The sequence below is a fragment of the Nostoc sp. CHAB 5836 genome (assembly GCF_020829445.1).
Lineage (GTDB): Bacteria > Cyanobacteriota > Cyanobacteriia > Cyanobacteriales > Nostocaceae > Nostoc.
Genome location: NZ_JAIVFV010000059.1, coordinates 13405 through 38672 on the forward strand (window position 1 = coordinate 13405; position 25268 = coordinate 38672).

23 protein-coding genes and 1 tRNA gene are annotated in these 25268 nt (G+C 43.0%); 11 read left to right on the forward strand and 13 right to left on the reverse strand.

All coding sequences use genetic code 11. The features are described 5' to 3' along the window. Positions 1-109 precede the first annotated feature (109 nt). On the forward strand, positions 110-2224 hold the full coding sequence (locus tag LC605_RS14010; protein ID WP_229548135.1) for a flotillin family protein: 2115 nt from the start codon (positions 110-112) through the stop codon (positions 2222-2224). Positions 2225-2580: 356 nt separating this feature from the next. On the opposite strand, the gene LC605_RS14015 is transcribed toward LC605_RS14010, so the two are convergent. Beyond that, positions 2581-2952, reverse strand: coding sequence for a hypothetical protein (locus tag LC605_RS14015; protein ID WP_229548136.1), 372 nt, complete (start codon positions 2950-2952; stop codon positions 2581-2583). Between the two features lie 270 nt (positions 2953-3222). Here LC605_RS14015 and LC605_RS14020 point away from each other — a divergent pair, with 270 nt between their 5' ends. Then, the gene (locus tag LC605_RS14020; RefSeq protein ID WP_229548137.1) at positions 3223-3417 is read left to right on the forward strand and encodes a hypothetical protein; all 195 of its coding nucleotides are present in this window, start codon (positions 3223-3225) and stop codon (positions 3415-3417) included. 86 nt (positions 3418-3503) lie between these two features. Here LC605_RS14020 and LC605_RS14025 read toward each other — a convergent pair whose 3' ends face one another. Further along, the gene (locus LC605_RS14025) at positions 3504-3791 is read right to left on the reverse strand and encodes a type II toxin-antitoxin system RelE/ParE family toxin (protein ID WP_229548138.1); all 288 of its coding nucleotides are present in this window, start codon (positions 3789-3791) and stop codon (positions 3504-3506) included. Further along, a complete protein-coding gene (locus LC605_RS14030; protein ID WP_229548139.1) occupies positions 3788-4048 on the reverse strand; it encodes a type II toxin-antitoxin system ParD family antitoxin in 261 nt (86 codons plus the stop codon). The genes LC605_RS14025 and LC605_RS14030 overlap by 4 nt, the downstream gene beginning before the upstream one ends. 594 nt (positions 4049-4642) lie before the next feature. Between LC605_RS14030 and LC605_RS14035 the strand changes: the two genes are divergently transcribed. Further along, positions 4643-6433, forward strand: a complete 1791-nt coding sequence (locus LC605_RS14035) for a serine/threonine-protein kinase (protein ID WP_229548140.1) — start codon at positions 4643-4645, stop codon at positions 6431-6433. Positions 6434-6443: 10 nt separating this feature from the next. Here the strand turns inward: LC605_RS14035 and LC605_RS14040 are convergent, their stop codons facing one another. After that, entirely contained in the window at positions 6444-6743 is a 300-nt protein-coding gene (locus tag LC605_RS14040; RefSeq protein ID WP_012410744.1) for a 30S ribosomal protein PSRP-3, read from the reverse strand. A 138-nt stretch (positions 6744-6881) separates the two neighbouring features. Here LC605_RS14040 and LC605_RS14045 point away from each other — a divergent pair, with 138 nt between their 5' ends. The 3 genes from LC605_RS14045 to LC605_RS14055 all read left to right on the forward strand — a co-directional run bounded on the left by LC605_RS14045 (position 6882) and on the right by LC605_RS14055 (position 8869). Beyond that, positions 6882-7352 (forward strand): DUF29 domain-containing protein, encoded by a 471-nt coding sequence (locus tag LC605_RS14045; RefSeq protein WP_229548141.1) that lies wholly within the window; start codon positions 6882-6884, stop codon positions 7350-7352. A 203-nt stretch (positions 7353-7555) separates the two neighbouring features. Next, positions 7556-8026, forward strand: a complete 471-nt coding sequence (locus LC605_RS14050) for a DUF29 domain-containing protein (RefSeq protein WP_229548142.1) — start codon at positions 7556-7558, stop codon at positions 8024-8026. A gap of 39 nt (positions 8027-8065) precedes the next feature. Continuing rightward, positions 8066-8869: a TIGR01548 family HAD-type hydrolase gene (locus tag LC605_RS14055; protein ID WP_229548143.1), complete on the forward strand. Its 804-nt coding sequence runs from the start codon at positions 8066-8068 to the stop codon at positions 8867-8869. Between the two features lie 184 nt (positions 8870-9053). Here LC605_RS14055 and LC605_RS14060 read toward each other — a convergent pair whose 3' ends face one another. The 4 genes from LC605_RS14060 to ruvB form a co-directional block, all read right to left on the reverse strand. Continuing rightward, entirely contained in the window at positions 9054-10154 is a 1101-nt protein-coding gene (locus LC605_RS14060) for a glycosyltransferase family 4 protein (RefSeq protein WP_229548144.1), read from the reverse strand. Positions 10155-10196: 42 nt separating this feature from the next. Further along, positions 10197-11468 carry a glycosyltransferase gene (locus LC605_RS14065; RefSeq protein WP_229548145.1) on the reverse strand — a complete coding sequence of 424 codons (1272 nt, stop codon included), beginning with the start codon at positions 11466-11468 and terminating at the stop codon, positions 10197-10199. An 88-nt stretch (positions 11469-11556) separates the two neighbouring features. Next, complete coding sequence (locus tag LC605_RS14070) at positions 11557-12360, reverse strand: tetratricopeptide repeat protein (protein WP_229548146.1); 804 nt, start codon at positions 12358-12360, stop codon at positions 11557-11559. 193 nt (positions 12361-12553) lie between these two features. After that, complete coding sequence (gene ruvB / locus LC605_RS14075) at positions 12554-13654, reverse strand: Holliday junction branch migration DNA helicase RuvB (protein ID WP_229548147.1); 1101 nt, start codon at positions 13652-13654, stop codon at positions 12554-12556. A 222-nt stretch (positions 13655-13876) separates the two neighbouring features. Here ruvB and hisF point away from each other — a divergent pair, with 222 nt between their 5' ends. From hisF to LC605_RS14090, 3 genes are all read left to right on the forward strand, one after another. Beyond that, the gene (gene hisF, locus LC605_RS14080; RefSeq protein ID WP_229548148.1) at positions 13877-14650 is read left to right on the forward strand and encodes an imidazole glycerol phosphate synthase subunit HisF; all 774 of its coding nucleotides are present in this window, start codon (positions 13877-13879) and stop codon (positions 14648-14650) included. 102 nt (positions 14651-14752) lie between these two features. Continuing rightward, positions 14753-14944 carry a hypothetical protein gene (locus LC605_RS14085; protein ID WP_229548149.1) on the forward strand — a complete coding sequence of 64 codons (192 nt, stop codon included), beginning with the start codon at positions 14753-14755 and terminating at the stop codon, positions 14942-14944. Between the two features lie 98 nt (positions 14945-15042). Further along, positions 15043-15115: transfer RNA gene (locus LC605_RS14090), tRNA-Ala, on the forward strand. A 91-nt stretch (positions 15116-15206) separates the two neighbouring features. Here LC605_RS14090 and LC605_RS14095 read toward each other — a convergent pair. Continuing rightward, entirely contained in the window at positions 15207-15500 is a 294-nt protein-coding gene (locus LC605_RS14095; protein ID WP_229548150.1) for a TniQ family protein, read from the reverse strand. Next, the gene (locus tag LC605_RS14100; protein ID WP_229548151.1) at positions 15494-15787 is read right to left on the reverse strand and encodes a hypothetical protein; all 294 of its coding nucleotides are present in this window, start codon (positions 15785-15787) and stop codon (positions 15494-15496) included. The genes LC605_RS14095 and LC605_RS14100 overlap by 7 nt, the downstream gene beginning before the upstream one ends. An 88-nt stretch (positions 15788-15875) precedes the next feature. On the opposite strand from LC605_RS14100, the gene LC605_RS14105 reads away from it, so the two are divergent. After that, the gene (locus LC605_RS14105; RefSeq protein WP_229548152.1) at positions 15876-17987 is read left to right on the forward strand and encodes a M3 family metallopeptidase; all 2112 of its coding nucleotides are present in this window, start codon (positions 15876-15878) and stop codon (positions 17985-17987) included. Positions 17988-18329: 342 nt separating this feature from the next. On the opposite strand, the gene LC605_RS14110 is transcribed toward LC605_RS14105, so the two are convergent. The 3 genes from LC605_RS14110 to LC605_RS14120 form a co-directional block, all read right to left on the reverse strand. Next, the gene (locus LC605_RS14110) at positions 18330-19268 is read right to left on the reverse strand and encodes a DUF928 domain-containing protein (protein ID WP_229548153.1); all 939 of its coding nucleotides are present in this window, start codon (positions 19266-19268) and stop codon (positions 18330-18332) included. Positions 19269-19579: 311 nt separating this feature from the next. Continuing rightward, positions 19580-21928, reverse strand: a complete 2349-nt coding sequence (locus LC605_RS14115; protein WP_229548154.1) for a CHASE2 domain-containing protein — start codon at positions 21926-21928, stop codon at positions 19580-19582. Positions 21929-22103: 175 nt separating this feature from the next. Further along, on the reverse strand, positions 22104-23072 hold the full coding sequence (locus LC605_RS14120) for a DUF1822 family protein (protein ID WP_229548157.1): 969 nt from the start codon (positions 23070-23072) through the stop codon (positions 22104-22106). Positions 23073-23455: 383 nt separating this feature from the next. On the opposite strand from LC605_RS14120, the gene LC605_RS14125 reads away from it, so the two are divergent. Continuing rightward, positions 23456-24229 (forward strand): TVP38/TMEM64 family protein, encoded by a 774-nt coding sequence (locus tag LC605_RS14125; RefSeq protein ID WP_229548155.1) that lies wholly within the window; start codon positions 23456-23458, stop codon positions 24227-24229. Positions 24230-25268 lie beyond the last annotated feature (1039 nt).

A 25268-nucleotide genomic window follows, 5' to 3' on the forward strand; every position in this document is an offset into this window, starting at 1 on the left:
TGACGTTATTTATTAAATTTTCAAAAAAATTACACCAAGTTTAAGAAATTGAGCCAAGGCACAGTGAAGTGTTAATTTAACTAATTAGTTGCCCATTTGGGCAAAAATTATGAAAAGTTTTTCATTTTTGCTTGGTACACCTAAACAAAATAAGGTAGCTCGTTTTGCAGCATCGATAGTAGCAACCTTAGCGATCGCTGGTAGTATTCATTCTGCCAATGCTACTTCTGTCAAAATAACTACTGCAAAAGCAATTACTTCGGCGACTGTCCAGCTAAATCAGACCACACCAAATATTCCCCAGTTACAAACTAGCAGGATTCAATATCAAGCTGCTGGAATTGATCCTGTTGTACTGTTTCCCATCATACTTATAGGCGGTTTCGTCATATTCGTCCCCTTATTCTTTGGCGGACTGGTAGTAATTGGCGAGCGTGAAGTCGGCATTGTAGTGAGAAAATTTACCCTTTCCGGGCGTGGACTCCCCGCCGGCAGTTTGATTGCTCTCAACGGAGAAGCTGGCTTGCAAGCAGATACTTTAGCTCCTGGTTGGCACTGGGGCTATTGGCCTTGGCAGTATTCTGTAAAGAAAGAGTCGGTAATTGTCATTCCCCAAGGGGAAATCGCCTTGATTGTCGCAGCAGATGGCAAATCAAACCCTCCAGAGCGGATTCTGGGTAAAATCGTCGATTGTGACAATTACCAAGATGCTCGGAAATTCCTTACCCAAGGTGGCGAAAAAGGTCGGCAAATGAGTTTTCTCACCGCAGGTACTTACCGCATCAATACTGCGCTGTTTAAAGTAATTACAGCAGCAAATGCTAGCGCTCATGGGATGAGTCCACAACAGTTGCACATTTATGAAATAGCAGCAGAGAGGGTTGGTATTGTTACTACTTTGGATGGTTCACCGATTGCAGCAGGTGAAATCGCTGGACGGATCATTAACGGCCATGATAATTTTCAAAATGGTCAAAAATTTATCGATGCTGGGGGACAACGAGGTTTACAAGAACAGGTATTATTATCGGGTTCCTGGAACCTAAACCCTTGGTTGGTAAATATTGAACAAGTCCCGATGACTGAAATCCCTATCGGTTATGTGGGTGTGGTGATTTCTTTCGTAGGCAAAGAACACGAAGATGTGAGCGGAGCAGCTTTCACCCACGGGAATTTGGTAAACCAAGGACATAAGGGCGTTTGGGTTGAGCCGTTGTATCCGGGTAAACACCCGCTCAATACTAAGGTGATGAAAATTGAGCTAGTACCAACAACAAATATTGTCTTAAACTTCACTGAAAGGATTACTGGCAAACATGGTTATGATACCAACTTGCAGGCGCTGAAACTGCTCTCATTCGATGGTTTCACCTTTGATTTAGAGATATTCCAAATTATCCACATTGGTGCTTCCGACGCGCCGAAAGTGATTTCCCGCTTAGGTTCGATGCAAAACGTCATCGATCAGGTTTTGCGTCCAATTGTGGGGAATTATTTCCGCAACTCCGCTCAAGAGTATACTATCTTGGATTTCTTGACTGCGCGAAGCGATCGCCAAGTTGAAGCTTCCGAATACGTTAAATCTGCCTTGCGTGCTTATGATGTGCAAGCAGTGGATTCGTTGATTGGTTTGATTACCCCGCCAGATGAATTAATGCACACACTGACAGACCGGAAAATTGCTGAAGAAAAACGCAAAACTTACGAAGTTCAGCAGATGGCGCAAACCCAACGACAACAACTTGTCCGGGAGACAGCACTGGCTGATATCCAAGAAGAAATGGTGCAATCAGAGCAGAGTGTGCAGATTGCTGATTTGAAAGCCCAAGCCCAAATTAAGCAGGCCAATGGTGAAGCTGAGGGAACAAAACTCCGGGCAATTGCGGAGGCTGAAGGTATTCGGGCCACAGGTAACGCCAAAGCTGAAACTTACCAAGCTGGTGTGGAAGCCTTGGGTTCACATGGTTATACAGCAATGCAACTAATGCAAATTATCGGCGATCGCCATGTCCGCTTGATACCAGATGTCTTAGTTGGCAGTAACGGCAGCAATAATGGTTTAGTGGATGGGCTATTATCCATGATTTTATGGAATCAAACTGGTAAGGGTGAATTGAAACCAACACCTTTGGATCCGCAACCAGTAGTTACCCAAACACAACCAACCACAGAAAACGGCTATCCACCGATAGTTGTGAATTTTCCGGTGGATAAGCAACATTAGTAACATCCGGTAGGGGCGCATATCTGTGCATAGGTGTCAACTTAACGTTAAAAGGGCGGTTAGAAACCGCGTCTACACAGACGAAACCCGCCTGCGCGGGTTAAAAATATTAATTTTCTCTTAGTCCGCGCAGGCGGACTTTGTTTGTGTAGCCGCGAATTCCATTCGCCCAGGCTTAAGTTGACACCAATGATATCTGTGCGCCCCTACCCATACATCTGTCGCATTCTTATTTCAAATTGCTTAGGACTTACGCACAAGCATGGGTCATAGGTAAGGTCATCAAGTATTTGTCAATAAGTAATAGTGCTTAAAATTTCGCCAAAATCAAAGTCGTAAACACAATTTTTCAGCCATTAAGGAGATTTGATAGAAAAAGACCAGCTATAAGATTTCGTTGTGCCGTCTGTAGTCCGAAACCGAATTTCAGCACAATGAATGCCTAGCTCAAAAGAATTCGGAGTGTAAGAAATTTTGTAATAGCTCTGAGGCCAGTCACGGGTGCCACTGATCTGAGCCTGTTTGGTGACATCTACTCCATCAACAAATAGTTGTACCGAGCCACGCTCAGCCTCTTCTCCCAAACTAAAATTCAATGCAGCACCAACAAACTCTACGGATGTCTGTGCTAAATTCTCCGCAGGAAACACTTCTAACAGTTGAGGAGGTCGAGGCGCAGAAGAAGCCATCAACAGAAAACTCAATAAAATTGGAGAAACCTGCTTCATTGGAAAGTTACCTAGAACTAATGCTTAGGATAGGAATAAAACCCTAGAAGTAGCCTTGTGAAGGAAGTTTTATCACTTTCTGCTACTCCAGTCAGACCTCTAGTGTTTACCGTGTTTGCTTGGACGACGACTCGCGATACATTTTGCCTTGGAATTCTCCGTCGCTCAAGATAGATTCGCTCTACATCAGAACGAGCAGCTATTGTTTGGATTAACAAAGGGGTGACTTCCGCCACCACCATTGGTGTATAAAGAGATGGTTATACAGCAATGCAACTAATGCAAATTATCGGCGATCGCCATGTCCGCTTGATTCCCGATGTCTTGGTCGGCAGTAACGGCAGCAATAATGGTTTAGTGGATGGGCTATTATCCATGATTTTATGGAATCAAACTGGTAAGGGTGAATCGAAACCAACGCCTTTTCGCTCAGTACAAGTGACAGCCATCACCAATTATCTTTAATTGCGCCGACCTACTTAGTAATTCAATATTTTGTTTTTGCGATCGCGCATAGCTTCTTCCAAAACATACTCTATAAATTAGGGATTCTAAAATAAAGATTTTAGGTTACGTTTACCACTGACAACCCTCACAATTTCGATACCATCATCCATAATTTGGTAGAAAATAATATACCCATCCAATGGAAGTCCTCGTAAACCAGAACGTAAGTCTTCATACTGTCGTCCCATGTTGGGAAAACTAGCAAGTTGTTGACATCTTTGATTAAACGCTTGTAGCAGACGCTCCCCAGCCTCAATATTTTCTACAGCGAAGTAGTCAGCAATTGTTCTTAAATCAACAGAAGCAGGTAGTGAGATTATATACTGACTCATTTCGGAGACTCTTTAACCTGCTGTAAATCTGCCAGAAGCTGATTAACAAAAGTCTCACCATCAATTCCTTCTCCCCGTTCAAGTGATGCGATACCTTCATCAATCTTGGTACGAGTTTCGTCTACCCATATTTGATATGCGCGGTTCTCTTCTTCTAAGAGGTGTAATGCAGTTTCAATCACTTCGCTAACACTGTGGAATCTACCTGTTGCGAGCAAAACTTGCACAACTTTCTCTTGTTTTGATGTTAATGTCATGCTCATGTTGATTGCGATCGTTAGTTTTTTCCATGATATAGCAACTACTTTTGGACGGTAACTCGCAGAAGGATAGGACGCCATCAAGCTAAGTAGGTCGGCGCAATTAAAGCTAACTGGCTAAGGCTGTCATTTGTCCTTTGTCATTGGTCATTAGTAAAGATTTTAAGCTTATTTACGTTTCGTAACATACTTTTATTTTTTTGGCGCCAACTTACTTACAGTTATATGAAATTAGTATTATTACATTTATCTTAGATAATGTTTGAAAAGTATTTCTGATAAGATATAAGTACAGCTTTGCGTAAAATCGTGGCGAATTGAGGGTTGAAATTTAAACGCATAGGCGCTTCGCCTTCCCGCAGGGTAGGAACGCAAAAGGAAGCGCAAAGGTTCGCAGAGAATTCGCTACGAATTAATGAAATGTTGTACTAAGCTTCCCAAACCTAGCCCCCCAACACTAGGAGGGAATGGGGGTTTCAAAGCCTCTCGACCCTTCGCAAAGAGGAATGGAAGCGTGGTTTATAGTATACTTTACGACTTTTCAAACAACCTCTAAGATGTAATCCGGTTGATAACTTTGGCAGGAAAATTTTGCTTTTACAAGAACGTTATCGTTTACTCAAGCAGATTGGTAAAGGGGGATTCTGTAAAACCTTCCTCGCTGTAGATGAAGGTCAGTTTCCGCCAATTCCTTGTGTTGTTCAAGAATTATCGCAGGAATACGAAACATTTAAAAATTTTCAGCAAAAGGCGCAACAGCTAGAAGAATTAGGAAAGCATCCGCAAATTACCCCTTTTTTAGCTTCTTTTGAGCATAATGGGCATTTTTATTTAGTACAAGAATTTATTGCAGGCACTAATTTAGCCCAGGTGGTTGAAGAGGAAGGTGCTTTTAATGAAACTCAGATTTGGCAATTGTTAGAAGATTTATTGCCAGTTTTTCAGTTGATGAGCGATCGCAATATCATCCACCGCGATATTAAACCCCACAATATCATCCGTAGATCCCCAATTACCAAGAAGGGCGATTTAGTTATAGTCGATTTTTCCACTGCGAAAATCGTCACAGAAATTGATCGGCTAACATCACAAACCAGTATCGGCAGTCCAGAATATGCTGCACCAGAACAAGCGAAAGGAAAAGCCGTTTTTGCTAGTGATTTATATAGCTTGGGTGTAACTTGTATTTACTTACTTACCCAGATTTCTCCCTTTGATTTATTTGATATTGCTAACGATTGTTGGGTCTGGCAACAATATCTTACTACTAAGGTAAGCGATGTCTGGCGACAAGACTCAAAGAATCTACGCTTGGCGCAAATCCTCGACAAGCTGCTACAAAATGCTGTGAACCGCCGCTTTCAATCAGCTGACGAAGTTATGCAAGCAATGGGTATGGAATCTAAAACTCCAAATTTGAAATTACCAAATCCCCCTTGGCGATGCTTGCATACCCTAACGGGACATTCTGGGAGATTAAGTAGTGTAAATGCCCTTGCCATCAGTCCTGACGGTTACACTTTAGCCAGTGCTAGTGATGATAAAATTGTTAAATTGTGGGATTTAAATAGCAAAAAAGTCCTAGCTAACTTATCAGGACATTCTCAAGCAGTAAAATCAGTCACCTTCAGTCCTGATGGTCAAATTCTGGCAACTGCTAGCGATGATAAAACTATCAAATTGTGGCAGGTTGAGACATTAAAAGAAATCTGCACCCTCTTGGGACATTCACACGCTGTAAAATCAGTTGTTTTCAGTCCAGATGGGCAGATGCTCGCTAGTGGTAGCTGGGATAAGACAATTAAACTCTGGGATGCAAATACTGGCACAGAAATTTGCACCATAACTGGACACCAATTACAAGTAAATTCAGTAGTATTTAGTCCTCAAGGACAGCTTTTAGCCAGCGCTAGTTATGACAGAACAATTCGCTTGTGGCAGATACCTGCATTAGAAAGTTTCCAGAGAAAATTTGAAAACCGCCCATGTCATAGCTTGTTAGGCATCCTTTCGGGTCATGCATGGGCGGTTTTGACAGTCGCTTTTAGTCCTGATGGTCAAATTTTGGCGACAGGTAGTGATGATAACACTATTAAATTGTGGGAGGTAAACACAGGTCAGCTAATTTGCACACTTGTAGGCCATTCTTGGTCTGTGGTGGCTGTGGCTTTTACTGCCGATGGTGAAACACTCCTAAGTGCAAGTTGCGACAAAACAGTTAAACTTTGGAGGGTAAGCACAGCAGAAGAGATTGTTACTCTCTCTGGTCATATAGACTCAGTATCTGCTGTTGCTGTGAGCAAAGTTACACAATTAATTGCAAGCGGCAGCCGGGACAAGACTATCAAACTGTGGCAGCTTGTAGAACAGAACAATAGCTAATATTGTAATATCAAGCGCTACCTGTGAAGGCAACTTCTGGAAATTTCAACTGAGCTTCTGCCATTGGACGGTTTCTGCCTTCCTCTTGCCAGTAGTTAATCACTTCTGTCGCTTTATTAAGCAACTCGACACGATCCAGGTCAGTAATCCAATGTTTGGACTCTAATTCCTTCTTTAACTCTTCCCAGGCATCATTTCTGGGCCAAAAAAAGTACTTAGTCAAAGGACTGGTGCCTTTGCCTACAATTTGATCGACTGCTAGAGCAACGTTTTCGTCTAACCACAAAATTTTCAAAATAAACTTGGTCAATCACACCTCCGGGAATTTCCGGGCATTACTTAACTAGGATAGCGATCGCTTATTTTAACGCAATACTCTATCAAATAACCAAACAGTGATTGAGAATGGTCTACCATAAGGTGTAGTCGGCGCTAACTACAGATGCTTATGACTGCCAAACTGCCCCAATCTCAAACAACATCTGGTTCTTCTTTGTATGAGCAAGACTTTTACCTGTGGATTCAAACCACCGCAGAACTGCTCAAACAAGGTCGGCTCACAGAACTAGATTTAGAGAATTTGATTGACGAAATTGAAACAATGGGCAGGAGTGAAAAAAAAGCACTAAGAAGCAATTTGGAAGTGGTGCTGATGCATCTTTTGAAGTATAAATATCAAGTCGAGAAGCGCTCTGGTAGTTGGCGAGCAACAATTCGGGAACATCGTAAACGCCTCAGACAAGCTCTAGAAGAAAGTCCTAGCCTCAAACCCTATTTTTATGAAGTTTCCGGACAGTGTTATGATGATGCTAGACTGTTGGCTGCTGATGAAACTGAATTGCATTTGGCTACCTTCCCCGAACAATCTCCCTTCACACCAGAGCAAGCCCTCGACCCCGATTTTTTACCTGAGCCATAATCCTGACTTTTCACGGCATTTAGAAAACCTCTCTCTAAATCTCTCTCCTAGAAGGAGAGAGACTTTGAATTTTCCCCCTTAGAGCGTCGGGAAAGGGGTTAGGTTTTTGGTGGACTTTTCCACATAACCTGAATTGTCAGAGCCATAATCGCACCCCGATCTAAAAGATTTTACTGTTAATTTTGAATTCGGAGCGAAGCGACGTGACTGCCCAACTGCCCCAATCTCAAATAACATCTAGTTCAGATTTGTATGAGCAAGACTTTTACCTGTGGATTCAAACCACCGCAGAACTGCTTAAGCAAAAAAATTTCACACAACTGGATTTAGACAACCTGATTGAAGAAATTGAAACGATGGGCAGAAGTGAAAAGCGGGCATTGGAGAGCAATCTGGAAGTGTTGCTGATGCATCTGCTGAAATATCAAATTCAAACTGAAAGGCGCTCAAAAAGTTGGCAGTACACAATTTTGGAACATCGTAGGCGAGTCCAAAAGGCACTTCAGGAAAGTCCGAGTTTGAAACCTTACTTTGATCAGGTTTTTGACGAAAGCTATCAAACCGCTAGACGCCTGGCTGTCATTGAAACTGGATTAGACATCGCTATCTTCCCAGAAAAATCTCTCTTCACACTAGAGCAAGCCATCGACCCCGATTTTTTACCTGAGTCATGAGCGCATTATGATGGTTAAAACTCTTTTGCTTCCTACCCCATGACTCAACCAACTTCTGTAAAAGCGATCGTTGTTTTCGATATTGATGGTGTTGTGCGCGATGTTAGCGGTTCCTATCGCCGAGCGATCGCAGATACCGTAGAATATTTTACTACCCAAGCATATCGTCCAACCCCACAAGATATTGACCAGTTGAAGTCTGAAGGTGTGTGGAATAACGATTGGGAAGCATCCCAAGAATTAATTTATCGCTACTTTGAAACCCAAAAACAGAGCCGCGAACAACTGCAACTAGATTACAGTGCGATCGTTGCTTTTTTTCAATCCCGCTACCGAGGTACAGACCCAAATAATTTTACTGGGTATATCTGTAATGAACCTTTATTATTACAACCTAGCTATTTAGAACAACTTACCCAAGCGGGGATTGCTTGGGGATTTTTTAGTGGTGCAACTCGTGCTTCCGCCAACTATGTATTGGAAAAACGCTTGGGCTTGGAATCTCCAGTTTTGATTGCGATGGAAGATGCGCCAGGTAAGCCTGACCCAACTGGACTTTTTGCCACAGTTCGTGAATTAGATAATGGAATTGAGCAAAAATTAGCGATCGTGTATGTGGGAGATACGGTAGCAGATATGTATACCGTCGAGAAAGCACGGAATCTAGATTCTTCTCGCATTTGGATTGGTGTAGGCGTTTTACCGCCCCACGTCCAGGAAACAGCAGCCCGTAGTCATGCTTATGGTCAGACACTGCTAGCAGCAGGAGCAGTGGTAGTTTTAAGTAATGTGCAGGAATTGACTCCAAAGCAGATTCAAGAATTGGTGAGTTCATCTGCCTAATCTGTGGTCTAAGATTAATCAAGCTAGGGGTGCATGAATAACTTGCTGATAACAATCTTGCTTTAATCATTGGGAGATTAATAAAAAAGACTAGCTCTAGTTCAGCGTGAAGAGTGGGATGGGATAGGCTTGGCGCTATGTCTACAACGGGCGTAGCTGCGGCACAATGTTGGACTTTATTTATTTAGACTGATAAAAATTCCTCATGCCACTGTCTAGCAACTTTATCCCAACCAAAGGAATCTTTTAGAGATAATGCTTCCTTTCTCAGACTTTCTTGTTTCTCTGGATTTTTCAACAAGTCAATTACAGCTTCAATAAAAGCATTGTTTGTCTGTTCATCTCCAGCAGGCCCTTTAATTCTGATACCAGATTTAACAGTCTCATCTAAGCCGGCGTAAGTTGTTACTACAGGGACACAACCAGCCGCTTGAGCTTTCCAAGCACTAATACAGAAAATCTCAACAGGAGTATTACAAGGATAAACCCAGATTCCAGATTTAAATAATTCTTCAACTAACTGCTTGTGCCCAATTCTGCCATGTTCATAGACGTTTTTTTGATCAAAAAGTTGCAAAATGTACTTCTTTTTATCTGGTAATTGTGGAAATCTAGTAATGTAAGGTGAATTAATCAGCGCATCAATTCCTTGCCAACCATAGAAAATATGCAATTCAACATCAGGTACTTCTTGGATAATCTTGTTCCATTGAGTAAGTAAATGTTCAATACCTCTTGTATAGTCACTAATTGAAATCAGTCTTTTGGGATTTCTAGAAATTCCTGTTAAATTAAAATTTTCTAGATTAATACCATTAGTTGTCAGAAAGATTTTTTGTTCAGGAATCCAGTTTGGTAGTGTACCTTTATGGAAATTTGACAGCATAAACAGCTTGTCAAAACTTGCTAAAAACTCTGGTTGCTGAGAATCTTCTATTGGAGGAAATAACTTAGGGTTGTCGTGCATCCAAATAGCAGTTTTTTTGGACTGTACTTTCATCATCATCGGTTGCGTCCAAGCGCGATGAAAGATTAAGGCATTGAAGCTGTCTTGAGAATTAAATTTATCAATAGACTGATAAACTACACCATTATATTCCCCCTCCATGTCACCGCATCTATTAAACACTGTGACTTGATAACCCAATTTCACTAGTTCTTGACTTAAGTAAATGACAGCCTCTTCGCTGCCTCCAATACCATTTTTCACAGAAGGAGGTGCCCAATCTTCCACATGAAAGGGAAAATTTGAATAAAATACAATTGAGTTATTGTCCCAGTCCATATTATTTTATTTGTTCAGTATTAATACTGTTGATTACTTTGTTTAAGCCAAAACAGGCTTTCCTGTAGCAACAACCTGTTCCACAATATCAATGGCTCGACTTACACCCCCTGCTTTCTGAATTGCCTCTTTTAATCTAACTGCATTCTGTTTATAAGAATCTTCCGTTAACACCTTTTGGATAGCAGTTCGCAGCTTCGGAACATTCACACGACTCAGGGGTATAGCCTCACCAGCACCAGCCCAAGCTAGACGCGCTGCTACGCCTGGCTGGTCATTAGCAATTGGTATTGCTACTATTGGTATCCCATTATTTAGGGACTCTAAAGTAGTATTCATACCTGCGTGGGTAATGGTGAGAGACGCTTTTTGCAGCAATTCCAATTGGGGTGCATAACCAACAACCAGGGGATTTCCCGGCAAACTTCCCAAAGCCTCTGGACTTGTAGAACCACCTAACGAAATCACTAGTTGGGCATCTAAATCGTTACAAGCTTCAGCAATAGATTTGAAAATTCCCAATAGGCGATTTTGTAAAGTCCCCATTGAGGCGTAAATCAATGGTTGTTCGGTCAATTTTTCATAAGGAAAATCAGGAAGTTCCCGACCAATTGGACTATGATAAGGGCCTGTAAAATGGAAGCACTGGGGCAAATTTTCTCTTGGAAATTCCAATTGTGAAGGCTGTTGGCTGATCTGAGCTAGTTGGGAATAACGATCATTAGAGCTAAACTGTGGGGGCAATTTCCACTCTTGGCGATACTGATTGATTACCCCTGTAATGGGTTTTACGGTGCGACTCAGCAATGCATAGCCGGCTCGGTTACGTAATCGCGCCCACCAGGATGGATTGTAGCCCCAGGTTTTAAAATAAGGTGGGACGCTCGGTTCTCGATTCAGTACCACAGCACTACAAACTGTAATAAAAGGAATGCCCAGAAATTCTGCAACAGAACCTCCCTCTGGTGAAACTTGATCTACCAACAGTACCTCCACGCCTGCTTCTTTCAGTGCTGATGGTGCATCTCTGAGGAGAACCGCTGCCTGATCTTTGAGCAGGTTGACGGTATATTGAAGTGCAGTGATTCCACTCAGTTTACCTAACTGAGTTAAGGATTCAGCCATCGCTCCAGTGGGAAATTCAGATTCACCAGTTACCCGGAATTCTAACTCTGCCGCCAGTGTGTTGGATTTAGCATCAAGTATACCGAATAAGGTGACGCGATGACCCCGCTTTTGCAGTTCTTTACCCAAGGGGAGCATAGTGTTCAGATGACCAGTTGTTGCTGGACAAATCAGCCCATAATGAGTCATAGTTCCTGCTTGTGGTTAACTACAATGATGTATACCAGAAAACAGGTAGATAGGCAAAGAAAAGAAATCTTTGTTGAGTTAGAAGCGCCTACTTGATTTTCAAGAATTTATCTAAAGCTGATACCATACTTGGAGGCCAACGGCGGATATTTTTTACCCAGTTGATATCCTTATAACGGCTATCCAGTCCATAAGCTGCTACCCAGTTACTCTCGGCTTCACCTTGTTCTCCATTTACCCAATATGCAGCAGTGAGGGCGGCACGCATATCAGCAAACTTAGAATATTTACGGACAATGTTTCTCATTTCGCGGATGGCTTGCTCTTTTTGACCAGTTTCATAAAGAGCGAGGGCGTAGTTAGCACGAGCGAAGGCAAAATTCGGGGCGATCTCATTAGATTTTTTGTAGTCTACGATCGCATCTGACCATTTTCCTAAACCTGTTTTGGCATTTCCCCGATTGTTATACGCCATCGCATCATTAGGATCGAGTTCTAAGACATGATTATAATCTGCGATCGCATCGTCCCATTTTCCTAACCCTTCCAACGCCGTACCCCGATTCAAATATGGATCGGTGACATTTGGTGCTAATTCTATGGCTTTGTTATAATCTGCGATCGCCTCTTGTAACTTATTCTGACTCACCCGCGAATTTCCCCGGTTACTCCATGCGCCCGCATTCGTCGGAAATTGCTCAATAATCTTTGTCCAGTAAGTTTCAGCCGTCCCAAAATCACCTTGATTCGTCGCTGTAAAGGCTTGATTTGCCCACTCATCACCTTGTTTTAACTGTTCTTGAGTTATGGGCGCTTGAGATTGTGCCATAACTGGAGTACCCCAGCCAAACACAAGTAACAGACTGAGAAAAATACCAATCAACTTAATCATCTAGGTTTACCTAATTTGTCATTTGTCATTTGTCATTTGTCATTTGTCATTTGTCATTTGTCATTTGTCATTTGTCATTGAGCATGGGGCAGAGGAATAGAGTTCAAAGGCTCATTAAAGAAGTTCAAAGACTCTTTAATGGAGTTCAAAGACTCTTTAACGAGTATCAATGCCCAATGCCCAATGCCGATAATTACAATAATGACAACTGTTCATTAGGCGGCGTGAATCCCAAATGCTTATATGCTGCCTTAGTCGCCATCCTCCCGCGATGAGTTCTAGTTAAATACCCAATCTGCATGAGGTAAGGTTCGTACACCTCTTCAATTGTTTGAGTATCTTCACCCGTCGCTGCTGCCATTGTTTCTAACCCCACTGGGCCGCCGTTAAATTGTTCAATTATCACACTTAACATCTGGCGATCTGTCCAATCTAAACCGCAGGGATCTACTTGGAATAGTTGCAAAGCCTCTGATGCAATGCTTTCGTTAATCTCTCCAGAGATTTTTACTTCCGCATAATCACGTACCCGTTTCAGTAGCCTATTGGCAATACGTGGCGTTCCGCGTGAACGACGGGCAATTTCTGTGGCACCATCTTCTGTCACCGGGGTTTTGAGTAATTGAGCGGTTCGCAGTACAATTTTAGTCAGTTCGTCAACTTCGTAAAATCGTAGTTTTTGAATCAAACCAAAGCGATCGCGCAGTGGCGAAGTTAAAGCACCCACACGGGTTGTAGCCCCAACTAGGGTAAACTTTGACAAGGGCAAACTTCTAATGCGAGCGCTGGAACCCTTACCAATAGTAATATCTAAGCGATAATCTTCCATAGCCGGATAGAGAATTTCCTCTGTCATCCGTGACAGGCGATGAATTTCATCCACAAATAAAATATCCCCTGGTTTCATGTTCACCAGTAGCCCAACAATATCTCGTGGACGTTCTAGGGCTGGCGCACTGGTAATTTTGTAATTTACCCCCATTTCCGATGCTAAAATCATGGCCATTGTAGTTTTGCCCAATCCCGGCGGCCCATACAGCAACAAATGATCCAGCACCTCACCACGAGATTTGGCTGCTTTGATGGCAATATCTAGCACATCCTTTAAATCTTTTTGCCCAATGTAATCGGCAAATCGGTGCGGTCGAATACCTTCTTCTTGCTGTTCTTGTTCATCAATAGCAGCTTCAGGCTTCAAAATATTTTCTGTGAATGGTGCTTTCACCGACTCTCGAAGCTGTTTTGGTTCTCTGTTGGGTTCTGGAGGCTGTTTTTTCGAGGAAATTATCGCCATAATTCAGCTATCTACTTTTAAGGGGACTGGGTTTTAAGAGACTAGAGACTGAGGACTGAGGATTGGGGACTGGGGACTAGGGCGAGAATAAATAACTCCTAACTCCTAACTCCTAACTCAACACTCTCTTTGCCCCATGCCTGTAAAAATTTTCGTTTGGAAATACCCGCGCCAATTTAAAATTTAAATTCCGGTCAATTACCCAGAAGTACAAAAGTTATTATGTTATCTAAAAGAATCTTACCGTGCTTAGATGTGAAGGCGGGACGGGTTGTAAAAGGAGTTAATTTTGTTAATCTTCAAGATGCAGGCGATCCGGTAGAGCTGGCCAAGGTTTACAACGAAGCCGGTGCTGATGAGTTAGTATTTCTGGATATTACAGCTACTCATGAAGACCGAGGTACTATTTTAGATGTGGTCTACCGAACTGCTGAACAGGTCTTTATTCCATTGACTGTGGGTGGTGGCATTCAATCCTTAGAAAATGTTAAAGCTTTGTTACGAGCCGGCGCAGATAAGGTTAGTATTAACTCTGGGGCGGTGCGTGATCCAGACTTGATTAATCGGGCCAGCGATCGCTTTGGTAATCAGTGCATAGTTGTTGCTATTGATGCCAGACGCAGAAATAACCCCGATAACCCAGGTTGGGATGTGTATGTGCGGGGTGGCAGGGAGAATACAGGCTTAGATGCCCTACTTTGGGCACAAGAAGTCGAAAAACGGGGGGCCGGGGAACTGCTAGTCACAAGTATGGATGCTGATGGAACCCAAGCCGGGTACGATATTGAGATCACACGGGCAATTGCCAATGCTGTAGAAATCCCAGTCATTGCTTCGGGTGGTGCAGGTAGTTGTGAACATATCTACACAGCCCTAACTGAAGGCAAAGCTGAAGCAGCATTACTTGCATCCCTTTTACATTACGGACAATTAAGCGTAGCAGAAATCAAAAATTATTTGCGCGATCGCAACGTACCAGTACGCTTGATCTCCTGAATGATTATTTCTTAATCAATGGCATCTATCTTAGGGCAGACACACTTCCCTAAAAGGGTGTTAATATTATTTTACAAGTATTAACAAATATTAAAAAAAAATATGTTGCTTCCTATTTTAGTTTTTGATGTAGCCCTGGTGGCGTGGTCGCTGCATTTAATGGAAAGAGCCTACGAGAGTAAAGAATTTTCTCTGATGTTGGCCGGTACATTGGTTGCTTTGGCTGCCGCTGCCATGTTAGTAGTTTACTTTTTGATGGGGCACTGTATGGCCTATTTGTTGCAAGTGTCGTAGTCAGTGGTGAGTGGTAGAGGAGATATTTAAAATTTAACTTTCACAAAAATCTTGACAAAGTACTAATAATTAAGACATCATATAATAATGTATTTTAAGGGGTTATAGCGCAGTTGGTAGCGCACCTCAATGGCATTGAGGGGGTCAGCGGTTCGAATCCGCTTAGCTCCATTTTTCACACCTACCTACTGAAAAACCTACATTTAGAGTGTGACTTAAAGGAATTGTTTGCCGCAACGGCAAGCTTATCCTTTAATTGGACTCAGGCAATCTTAGACTCAAAGCCATGATCATTTGAGTCATCCTTCAGGCAATTCAAACAATAACCAGGTCGAGAAGTACGCCAAAGAGGTAGAAATTGAACCTGACAGTGGGGACATTGTGATTGTAAAGGTTGATAATGGTATGGACAAACTTTGATAACATTTAACGCCCATAGCAGGGGTAAGTAAATCTCCTTTCGGTTCTCTAACCACTCCTGTAAGCAAAGAGGACACCAAGCTTGTTTATGTTTAAGCAATCCCAGAACTGGAAAAACTTCAGCCCAAGTCAGCATCGATAAAATTCCAAGACATCTTTTGAATACTCGTACTCTTCAATGCCTGGTAGTTCAACTTTATGTGACTCGAATTGTAGGGTTTTCTCCATTTTTTGGCTACAGTAATTGCCACTAACGTTACCGCTGTTGCCTTTTACTTGCCTTACTGGTTCTGTGGAACGGATTTGAGAAATGACGTTTCTTGCCACCTCTGGTAAATTTAGTCGGCGACACCACTCATCAAACGTATCAGGATTATTTTGTGAGTAATTCTCACTTTTTTTGCTTTTTTGCCAGAATGGCACTACTAATTAGCACAGCGATCGTTACATTAGAAGATATATAAATAAAAATCAACAATGATTTTTATTCGCCCGCAGTTCACACAAAATCATGAGTGCAAGTACCATTATTTCCGACAATCCCTTACTCCAAGGCACTGGTTTACCTCCCTTTGCAGAGATTAAACCAGAACGAGTAGTACCAGCCTTCAATGAGTTGCTGGCAGAACTTGACCAGCAGCTTGCCACCTTAGAGGCTAATTTACAGCCTACTTGGAATGGTTTAGTAGAACCGTTAGAAAAGCTGACAGAACGGCTTACCTGGAGTTGGGGGGTGGTAAATCATTTAATGGGTGTTAAAAATAGCCCGGAACTGCGCGAAGCTCATGAAATCGTACAGCCACTAGTGGTACAGTTGATCAATAAGCTCGGTCAAAGCCAACCTATCTACAATGCTTTTAAGGCACTTCGTAGCAGTAATAGTTGGGCAACTTTAGAATTAGCCCAACAGCGCATTATAGAAGCCGCCATTCGAGATGCAGAACTTTCTGGTGTTGGCTTAGAAGGAGAAGCAAGAGAGCGTTTCAACGCCATTCAGATGGAGTTGGCAGAACTTTCGACCAAATTCTCTAACCATGTACTTGATGCCACTAAAGCCTTTAGCTTAACCCTGACAACAAAAGCCGAAATTGACGGTTTACCACCAAGTTTGGTGAGTTTAGCCGCTCAAGCGGCTCGTGCGGCGGGAGAAGAAAAGGCTACACCAGAAAATGGCCCCTGGCGCATTACTTTAGACTTCCCCAGCTACGGCCCTTTCATGCAGCACAGTACCCGTCGAGATTTGCGCCAAAAGCTCTACAAAGCTCATATCACTCGCGCTTCTGATGGCGATTTAGATAACAACCCGTTAATTGTGCGTATTTTGGAGTTACGCCAAGAACTTGCAGATTTACTTGGCTTTAAGAGTTTTGCCGAGTTGAGCCTTGCAAGTAAGATGGCTCCCAATGTTGAAGCAGTCGAAGCACTATTAGAAGAACTACGCCAGGCCAGTTATAATGCTGCTGTCAAAGACTTAGAAGAACTCCAAGCTTTCGCCGCATTACATGGAGAAGAATATCAGGATTTAAAACACTGGGACATCAGCTTTTGGGCAGAACGCCAACGAGAAGCAAAATTTGCCTTTACTGCTGAAGAATTGCGTCCCTACTTTCCCCTTCCCCAAGTGCTAGATGGCTTATTTGGACTTGTTAAGCGGCTGTTTGGCGTCACTGTAACCCCTGCCGATGGTCAAGCTCCAGTATGGCATGAGGATGTCCGTTATTTCCAAATAGCTGATGAAACTGGTTCTCCCATAGCCTACTTCTACTTAGATTCCTATAGCCGTCCAGCAGAAAAACGCGGTGGTGCTTGGATGGATGTGTGCATCAATCGTGCCAAAATCACTGAAAATGGTGCAACTACCATCCGGTTGCCTGTAACATATTTAATATGTAACCAAACTCCCCCAGTGGATGGCAAGCCTAGTTTGATGACTTTCTATGAAGTAGAAACTTTGTTCCACGAGTTTGGTCATGGATTGCAGCATATGCTTACCAAGGTTGATTATGCTGGAGCCGCAGGTATCAATAATGTCGAGTGGGATGCCGTGGAATTACCCAGTCAGTTTATGGAAAACTGGTGCTATGAGCGACCCACTTTGTTTGGCATGGCTAAACATTACGAAACTGGAGAAGCCCTACCGGAGCATTATTATCAAAAGCTGTTAGCGGCGCGTAATTACATGAGTGGTACTGCGATGTTGCGGCAGATTCACTTTAGCAGTATTGATTTAGAACTACACTACCGTTATCGTTCCGGTAGCGATGAAACTCCGGCAGATGTGCGTCATCGCATAGCCAAGACTACTACTGTTTTACCACCACTTCCAGAAGATTCAATGTTATGTGCTTTTGCACATATTTTCGAGGGTGGTTATGCAGCAGGTTACTATAGTTACAAATGGGCTGAGGTACTAAGCGCTGACGCTTTTGCTGCTTTTGAAGAAGCTGGGCTAGAAGATGAAGAAGCTATAAAAGCTACAGGTGGACGTTATCGGGATACGGTGCTGGCACTCGGTGGTAGCAAGCATCCAATGAAGGTGTTTAAAACTTTCCGAGGTCGTGAACCAAGTACGATCGCTTTGCTCAGGCACAATGGTTTAGTGAGTGGGGAGAGACGCGATTAATCGCGTCTGTACTGGGAAGTGGAGGAATTAGGAGTTTTGTTATGATTCTCTGAGTCATTGCACCTCTTCTGGCAGGTGGGGTGGGCGTCTCGCACCATAGGTGTCAACTTAAGCCTTGGCGAAGGTCATTCGCGGCTATACAGGCTTTCGTCCGCCTGCGCGAGCTCAGGTCAAATCAAGGTTTTGAAACCCAGGTCGGTGGGTAAGAGTTTGTGTGGACGCGGTTTCTAACCGCCCGTTTCACGTTAAGTTGACACCAATGGTCTCGCCCGCCCCACGGGCATGATATTATATCAGGTTAGGGACTGACAAGAAATAAATTACTCAAATAAACTATTGATATTACTTAGTACTACTGGGTGTTTCTGGAGTCAGGGGTTCTCCTGCAACCTCATCCAACCTAATGCTGCGTAATAAATTTCGCCACTCTGCTTGCAGTGCAGCATCTTGAGGATTTTTTTGACGCAGTTGGGCCAGTGTCGTTAGTGCCTCGTACCATATCCCCTTTTGGGCATAGATAGCATAACGCTTTAGAGGTTCTGTCGTTTGTAGCTCTTTGACTGTGGCTGGATTAAGTACGACTCGTTGTATTACCCCTTCAACAAAAGTCGGGGGAGAATTCTGTTGATTGTCACAGTTAACGGAGAAAAACCAGCGATATTGTTTGTCTGGTGCTAAAGCGGGAGCAGTGGTAGGTAGAGAAACGCGGACGACTCCTGGCTTATCAGGTAGAGCGATCGCTTTTTTGTATATCTCGTTAGAGTCCTGATCTTGCAGGACAAATTCTAGTGTATAGGGCGAATCTTTGGTATATGGTACATAGAAAAACCAACTTGGGCGTTCTACTGTTGTTTGTCCCCAGACATTAATCACTGAGTTAGGTTCCTCAGTAAAGGGCACTAAAGCAGTTAGATCAAGTTTAGTCAGTGGACATCCAGTCTCCCCGCGCTTCGCTCCACCACGAATGCGACCTCCAGGAGGGGGGCCAGGTGGAAGTGCAGGTTGATTAAAGGCTCGCTTACCTCCGCCGCGAAGGCGACCTCCAGGAGGGGGGCCAGGTGGAAGTGCAGGTTGATTAAAGGTTCTGGCTTGAGCAAGGATCGTTTTAGTATGAGAGCGTAGGCGTAGCCCGCCTTCTCTACGAGACGCTGCGCGAACGGCATCGCTACGTGAAGAATCAAAAGTTGGTTTCGCCACTACTGGAGTCAGTGTCACTAGTAAACTTGTACAGCTAAAAGCTCCTACTAAAAACAGTTTTATCGGTTGTGAATTTGAATTCATAAAAAATCCTGGTAAGTGAGAAACTCAGTGGCTTCAGCCCTGAGAGTGTCAAAAAAACCTGACCTCATACGATTTGAGATTTGAGATTTGAGATTGGGCATTATGGCGGTTCTCAATTGCATGGAATACAGACCTAACCCCCAGCCCCTTCCCTACAAGGGAAGGGGAGTAATATTCAAAGCCTCTCTCCTTTTAGGAGAGAGGAATGGAAGTGAGGTCAAACTGTATTGCATCCAAGCCAGAAGCGCTATAGTTATTCTCCCCCATCTCCCTACAGAGGCGATTAATCGCGTCTCTTCTTACAGACGCGATTAATTGCCTCTCTCTCTACTCTCCGGTACAGACGCGATTAATCGTGTCTCTTTTGAATTATAAATTGACATCCAGCTCACCATCGCTGCCAGGGACAAAGCTGATGGTACAAACGGCACCCAAGCACCCCAAATTAATAGACTAAAGCAAACTACATACAGAACACTAGAACTAACACCAACTGCCAACGCCAACCAGGGTAACGAAAGCCTGCGCCAAGCCAAGACTCCTCCTATCAAAGACCAGCCCCAAATCCAGACCACCTCTGCCCACAATGACCAAGCTTGCAGCAATGGCCGCCCATCTTGGACTGCACTAAGGATCTCACTGACCATGTGAGCTTGTACTAATACTCCTGGCATTTGCTCGTCTAAGGGAACGCCATAGGGTGTCGGCCAGGTATCTGGAGAATCCCCCTTTGCTACTACACCAATCAGAACAATCTTGTCTTCGATCGCACTGGGGTTAACCGGACTAGATAAAAATTCGGTTAGCTTCAGCTGTTGGGCTATCTCTTTTGGAGAACGGTAGTTAAGCAAGATTTGGCCGCCATTAGCATCAATATTTTGATAGCCGCCAGTGCGAGATTTCAGATTTGGAAAAATAGTTTTACCCAGCTGCAAATTGCCTTCAGGGGTGAATTTTGGTTGAATTCCTAAATAGAGGGAGGCCAGTTGCAGACTGAATGCAAGGTGAGCAGGACACAATGATGTCGGCTCTTGGTTCATAAACATCAGATGCCGACGGATCACTCCATCGCGATCATGAATAAAGTCACTGAATCCCAGATTTTCTATGGGGATTTCTGGTGGCGGCTTAATACCTGGGATATTTGCTGTGCCATCGCTCCCTTTGCATACGCCAATCAAGTTCTGAGTTTGCTGGAGACGAGTAATTAAATCTGGTTGTTTGGCTTTAAAATCACGATATATATCCAAGCCGATGGCTCTGGGTTGGGATTGATTCAGTTTTACTAAAAGTTTGTTGAGAGATTTTTCGGAAATGGAAGCTCCAATTAAGGACTCGCCATTTTGTCTCTGAGTCGCCAAATCGTCATCGTCAATTGTAATTACTAGCAGTCGGGGATCAAGTTTCTCCGCAGGACGCGATCGCATCATCAGGTCAAAGGCTTGAATCTCTTGATTTTCCATTAAGCCCGGCAATCTCACCCCACAAACCAATGCTGTAATCGCTAAACTGGATAACAAAGTTGTCTGAAATCTGCGTCTGGGAGGCAAAGCTACATTTGGTGATATTTCGTCATTTGTTGTAGACCTTAATTCATCCCAAGTGGGTGGTATCTGCGCTGGATTTTGGCAAATCATTGGTAGCCAAGTTGCACAAGGAAATCGATCCTCAAGTCCTTGCAAGCGTTCCCGTCCTTGGCGTACCGCTTGATATAAAGACTCGCCACCGGCAAAGGCCTGGAGAAAATACTTTAAAAACTCCTTTGCAACCTGATCTGGGACAGGTTCGCGCATGACGATCATTTGAGGAATTTGCAAATCAGCCAATTCTCGCGCCAATCCCAATCCATCACAGGAGTTAAATATAGCTAGCTGCAAGCCGTTTTCAATGGCTTTTTTCAGAGCGTACTTTAATTCGCTAATGGTCAGACTATCAGTTTTATTTAGGTAAATTCGTCCGCTTTCTCCATTTTTCTGACTGGAACTGTGTCCGGCAAAGAAAAGAATATCCCAATTTTTTCCCCAAAGATGGTCAGTTAATTCCTTACGCTGTGGTTCTACCAGAAAGCTCACCTCTGCGTTACGACACTGTTGCAGTAAAGCTTGATCAGCTTGGGTATCAATCCCCTGACTATTGCCTACAATTGCCAAAATGTTGACTAATTGATTGGGAGTGCGTGCTTTGGGAATGCGATCGTAGGATGGTGAAGAAAGGGCAATTTCAGCTTTGGGGTAGCGTTCTAACAAGTCCCACAGATGCCACGGTAATAGCTGCAATTGGCTATTTTCGGTTTGCAAAATTACCCGCACTTCTTCTGTGGATGACAATCTTTCTAACCATTTTTCCCTCAAAGGGCGAAACTCCTCTGCTCGCAGCCAGGTATTAAAGCGTGCCCGCAAAATATGAGAAGTGTTTTCGCAGTCTTGAGTCATTGATACATTCGTCACTTGCATTTGGTCAGCATGGAGACGATAACGATTGCCTATCTGCCGATAACTAGACTGCCAATGACTATAATAGAGCGGCATTTCAGGGAATGAAGGTAGTTTACCCGTGATTTCTGTTGCAGCACGCTCGTGTTCTTCACCAATTTCGAGGGTGACAGGAAACCCCTGATCAAAACTACCCTCTCCGAATTTTAGAACCACTAACTTACCCATGACTGTCGCTATCTCCCTGTGTAAAATCATCCGTTGTTTAATGTCTGATCACAAGCTCGATAAGCATCTACAGACGTTTTTCAAAATCTCCAAAAGCCGGCTTCCATTTTTAATTTTTAATTAACCAATTACCACTTAATAAATTATCGGCAATGAAGGAAGATAGCTAGGTATTTCAAATTCGGAAATGTTCGGTAATACTGGTATTATCCAAGGTGATCCTAACGCTAAATTGCTCTGTGGCTTCACCACGAAACCGTAACTGAATGTAGTTGTCTAATTTTCTAGATTCAGCGTCTAGAAATACTGCTCCTGAACTATCTAGAACGGTGAGATGAACTCCAGGTGGCAAGTAGATTTGATTCCCAGTAGCGTGCAATTGGAGATGAATACTGGTTTGTTGATCCTTTTGGGGGCTAATTTCCACAATCAACATGACTGGTTGGTTAAGAATTTGAATACCCAAATCAATCAGTTTTGCCCGTTTAGTGATTGGTTCTGCTTGGTTGAGGGCATTTAGTTCCAAAGTTTCAGTACTACGAAACGCATAATTTAGTCTGACTTCCGGCACGTTCCACAGAGATTCAATTGTTTGCCAACCTGTCTCAAATATACCAGCAAACCACTGACTCAAATTCACCAGTGAATTAACTGGGGATTGACGCAGTTGCCACAGGTGGTCGATAAACGCTTCCAATGGTTGCAGCTGCGCTAAAGGCAGTATTTCAGTTGCCACACTAGGGATAAAACCAAGCAGCCTGGCTTCTTGGAGTGATTCATCAAATTGAACTACTAAATAACCCACCCGTTCTTCCCAAGTTTCTGGAGGAATGGAACATACCTGCTGATGCAGACGGACAGGGCGACACTCCAAACGACCAATTGAAGGCACTTCTAAGTCAGCTACATTGCCACAAATGCGCATAACAGGGTTCCAACTGTCACTGGCTTGGAGGTCAGTAGGAATATCCATCATTTCCAAGTAGTCATTGACCACCCACACCGCCAGCGTATTCAGCCGAACTTGCTCTGCTTTTTCATAATTTGGCTGCTGGCTAGCAAATTGCTGGGCAGTTATGCGAGCTTTTTGGGAAATCGGCAATGTTAAAGCGAAATTGTCTAGTTGATGGGTGGAGTTATTCATAAGTCGATCTATAGTGATGAATGCTGCCATATACATATCGCCTGCATTTACTAAATTTATGCCACAAAATCGAGAATGATTATTGTAAAAATAAAATTGGGCATTGGGTAAAACAGTTTCGATCTCCTCAGTTTAGATCCACATTCGGCACTTCTTTTTGTAATATGTCAACATTACCAGTTTTGGGCTAATGGTAGTTGAATAGCGATGTCTACAAAGGGTTGTGTATACGCCAAAAGCCTAGATGACATCCGTGTTAATACTCAATAATATGAAAACTTTTTGTCAGGTTTATTAATTAGGAAATGTTGTGTTTTATAATACTCAGGATTGCTGGGTCATTTCTTGCTGCTTAATCTAAACTCCAGTCACCCTTGCAACTTATGAAAAATCAATATCTAGAAAATCAATTTCATGCCAGAGACTTGCAGAAGTTGTTGCGATTAATTGTATTAATATTACAAGTACTGGGCTTTGTTTTTTGGTTAAATACAGAGTTTGCCCTAGCACAAGAATCTGTGAATACCAATTCTTTCAATCCCCAAGCAATTTTACGGGAAGCTTTGCAGTGGATTGATAGCCTGGGTGCGGTGGGAGCCATAGCTTTTATTGCCCTTTACATTATCGCTACCGTTGCTTTTTTCCCAGGTTCTATTCTCACTTTGGGATCTGGTGTGATTTTTGGGGCAGTTTGGGGTTCTCTCTACGTGTTTCTCGGTGCAACCCTTGGCGCTACTGCTGCTTTTTTTGTGGGACGTTATTTAGCAAGGGGTTGGGTTGCTCGGAAAATCGCAGATCACAAAAAATTTGTTGCCATTGACCAAGCTGTTGGCAGAGAAGGATTCAAAATTGTCCTGTTAACGCGACTGTCCCCAATATTTCCTTTCAATTTGCTCAACTATGCCTTTGGGATTACAGGAGTTTCACTTAAAGATTACTTCATTGGCTGCGTGGGCATGATTCCCGGAACGATCATGTATGTTTATATTGGTTCACTTGCAGGTAATCTGGCCATGATTGGTAGTGAGACTCAACCTCCCAACCCCACTTTACAATGGGCAATTCGGATTTTGGGTTTGATTGCGACAGTCGCCGTTACAGTTTATGTAACCCGGATTGCACGCAAAGCTTTAGAAGAAGAAGTAAGTAGCAAGTGAATTACCCCAACTTACCGACTACGGTTGAATTTGGGGTAGTTCACTTCGTGGGCTTTATCAGTTTGAATCCACTTTTTTTGGCTGGAAACTCGCTTTGGGTCAACTTGTGTGTACACCGTAGGCTTGCGGGGAGGGGAGACAAAGCGTAGCTTTGGCGGGGTGGGGTTCTTCGGGTTTAGTAAGTAATCAACCTGACATGATATAACCGCTAATTTGTTTGTAGTGGCATTTAAGCACCAGTGCAAACTGACTACCTATTAACTAATTTACTTAAGTAAGTCTGCAAGAATAAATCAAACTATATTACGAAACGTAAATACATCTTAAACCCTTACAAATGACGAAGGACAAATGACAAATGACAGCCTTAGCCAGTTAGCTTTATTTGCGTCGCTCTACTTACTACCATTAATTCAGAAGTTCTTCGAGATGTAGCTCATAAAATCATTAGAATTCATATTTTACAGTTGCAGCTGCATTGTGACATGACAACAAAGCAAAAATTAACCTTGTGTATATCTAACAAGCTTGACATTTCCCAGTCTTTTAAAGAATTATCTTAGTAATGCTTCTAAATCTGCGTCAAAATCATAGCGGTTAGGAGTTGGGAGTTAGGAGTTAGGAGTTGGGAGTTAGGAGTTAGGAGTTAGGAGTTGAAAAACAATACAGACCTAACCCCCAACCCCTTCCCTACAAGGGAAGGGGAGTAAGACTCAAAGCCTCTCTCCTTGTAGGAGAGAGGAATGGAAGTGAGGTCAAAACTATACTGCATCGAAAGGAGAACCGCTATATGAATTACAAATTACAAAGGGAGCAATGCGATGCAAGTTAGGCGACTCAAAAAAAGTGCGATCGCTAATTTCTCTTCTCAGCAATAAGACTTATTTCATACAGATAATTCAGGATTAATACTGAAGCCAAGATCATATTTACTTTCATAGCCTCGTGGCAGTTTTTTGGGGTAATATCCGAACATTTTTTTTAGAAATGATAATCAAGTATCTACGAGCAATAATTTTTTCGTGCAGAACGAAAAAAG

Excerpts from the sequence above, each read along its gene's own strand:
- LC605_RS14095 (WP_229548150.1), bottom strand. The coding sequence starts at position 15,500 with ATGCTGACTTGGGCTGAAGTTTTTCCAGTTCTGGGATTGCTTAAACAT.
- hisF (WP_229548148.1), top strand. The coding sequence starts at position 13,877 with ATGTTATCTAAAAGAATCTTACCGTGCTTAGATGTGAAGGCGGGACGG.
- LC605_RS14110 (WP_229548153.1), bottom strand. The coding sequence starts at position 19,268 with ATGAATTCAAATTCACAACCGATAAAACTGTTTTTAGTAGGAGCTTTT.
- LC605_RS14115 (WP_229548154.1), bottom strand. The coding sequence starts at position 21,928 with ATGGGTAAGTTAGTGGTTCTAAAATTCGGAGAGGGTAGTTTTGATCAG.
- LC605_RS14060 (WP_229548144.1), bottom strand. The coding sequence starts at position 10,154 with ATGGACTGGGACAATAACTCAATTGTATTTTATTCAAATTTTCCCTTT.
- LC605_RS14010 (WP_229548135.1), top strand. The coding sequence starts at position 110 with ATGAAAAGTTTTTCATTTTTGCTTGGTACACCTAAACAAAATAAGGTA.
- LC605_RS14120 (WP_229548157.1), bottom strand. The coding sequence starts at position 23,072 with ATGAATAACTCCACCCATCAACTAGACAATTTCGCTTTAACATTGCCG.
- LC605_RS14125 (WP_229548155.1), top strand. The coding sequence starts at position 23,456 with ATGAAAAATCAATATCTAGAAAATCAATTTCATGCCAGAGACTTGCAG.
- LC605_RS14065 (WP_229548145.1), bottom strand. The coding sequence starts at position 11,468 with ATGACTCATTATGGGCTGATTTGTCCAGCAACAACTGGTCATCTGAAC.
- LC605_RS14070 (WP_229548146.1), bottom strand. The coding sequence starts at position 12,360 with ATGATTAAGTTGATTGGTATTTTTCTCAGTCTGTTACTTGTGTTTGGC.
- LC605_RS14030 (WP_229548139.1), bottom strand. The coding sequence starts at position 4,048 with ATGACATTAACATCAAAACAAGAGAAAGTTGTGCAAGTTTTGCTCGCA.
- LC605_RS14055 (WP_229548143.1), top strand. The coding sequence starts at position 8,066 with ATGACTCAACCAACTTCTGTAAAAGCGATCGTTGTTTTCGATATTGAT.
- LC605_RS14015 (WP_229548136.1), bottom strand. The coding sequence starts at position 2,952 with ATGAAGCAGGTTTCTCCAATTTTATTGAGTTTTCTGTTGATGGCTTCT.
- ruvB (WP_229548147.1), bottom strand. The coding sequence starts at position 13,654 with ATGGCGATAATTTCCTCGAAAAAACAGCCTCCAGAACCCAACAGAGAA.
- LC605_RS14025 (WP_229548138.1), bottom strand. The coding sequence starts at position 3,791 with ATGAGTCAGTATATAATCTCACTACCTGCTTCTGTTGATTTAAGAACA.
- LC605_RS14105 (WP_229548152.1), top strand. The coding sequence starts at position 15,876 with ATGAGTGCAAGTACCATTATTTCCGACAATCCCTTACTCCAAGGCACT.
- LC605_RS14085 (WP_229548149.1), top strand. The coding sequence starts at position 14,753 with ATGTTGCTTCCTATTTTAGTTTTTGATGTAGCCCTGGTGGCGTGGTCG.
- LC605_RS14020 (WP_229548137.1), top strand. The coding sequence starts at position 3,223 with ATGCAACTAATGCAAATTATCGGCGATCGCCATGTCCGCTTGATTCCC.
- LC605_RS14045 (WP_229548141.1), top strand. The coding sequence starts at position 6,882 with ATGACTGCCAAACTGCCCCAATCTCAAACAACATCTGGTTCTTCTTTG.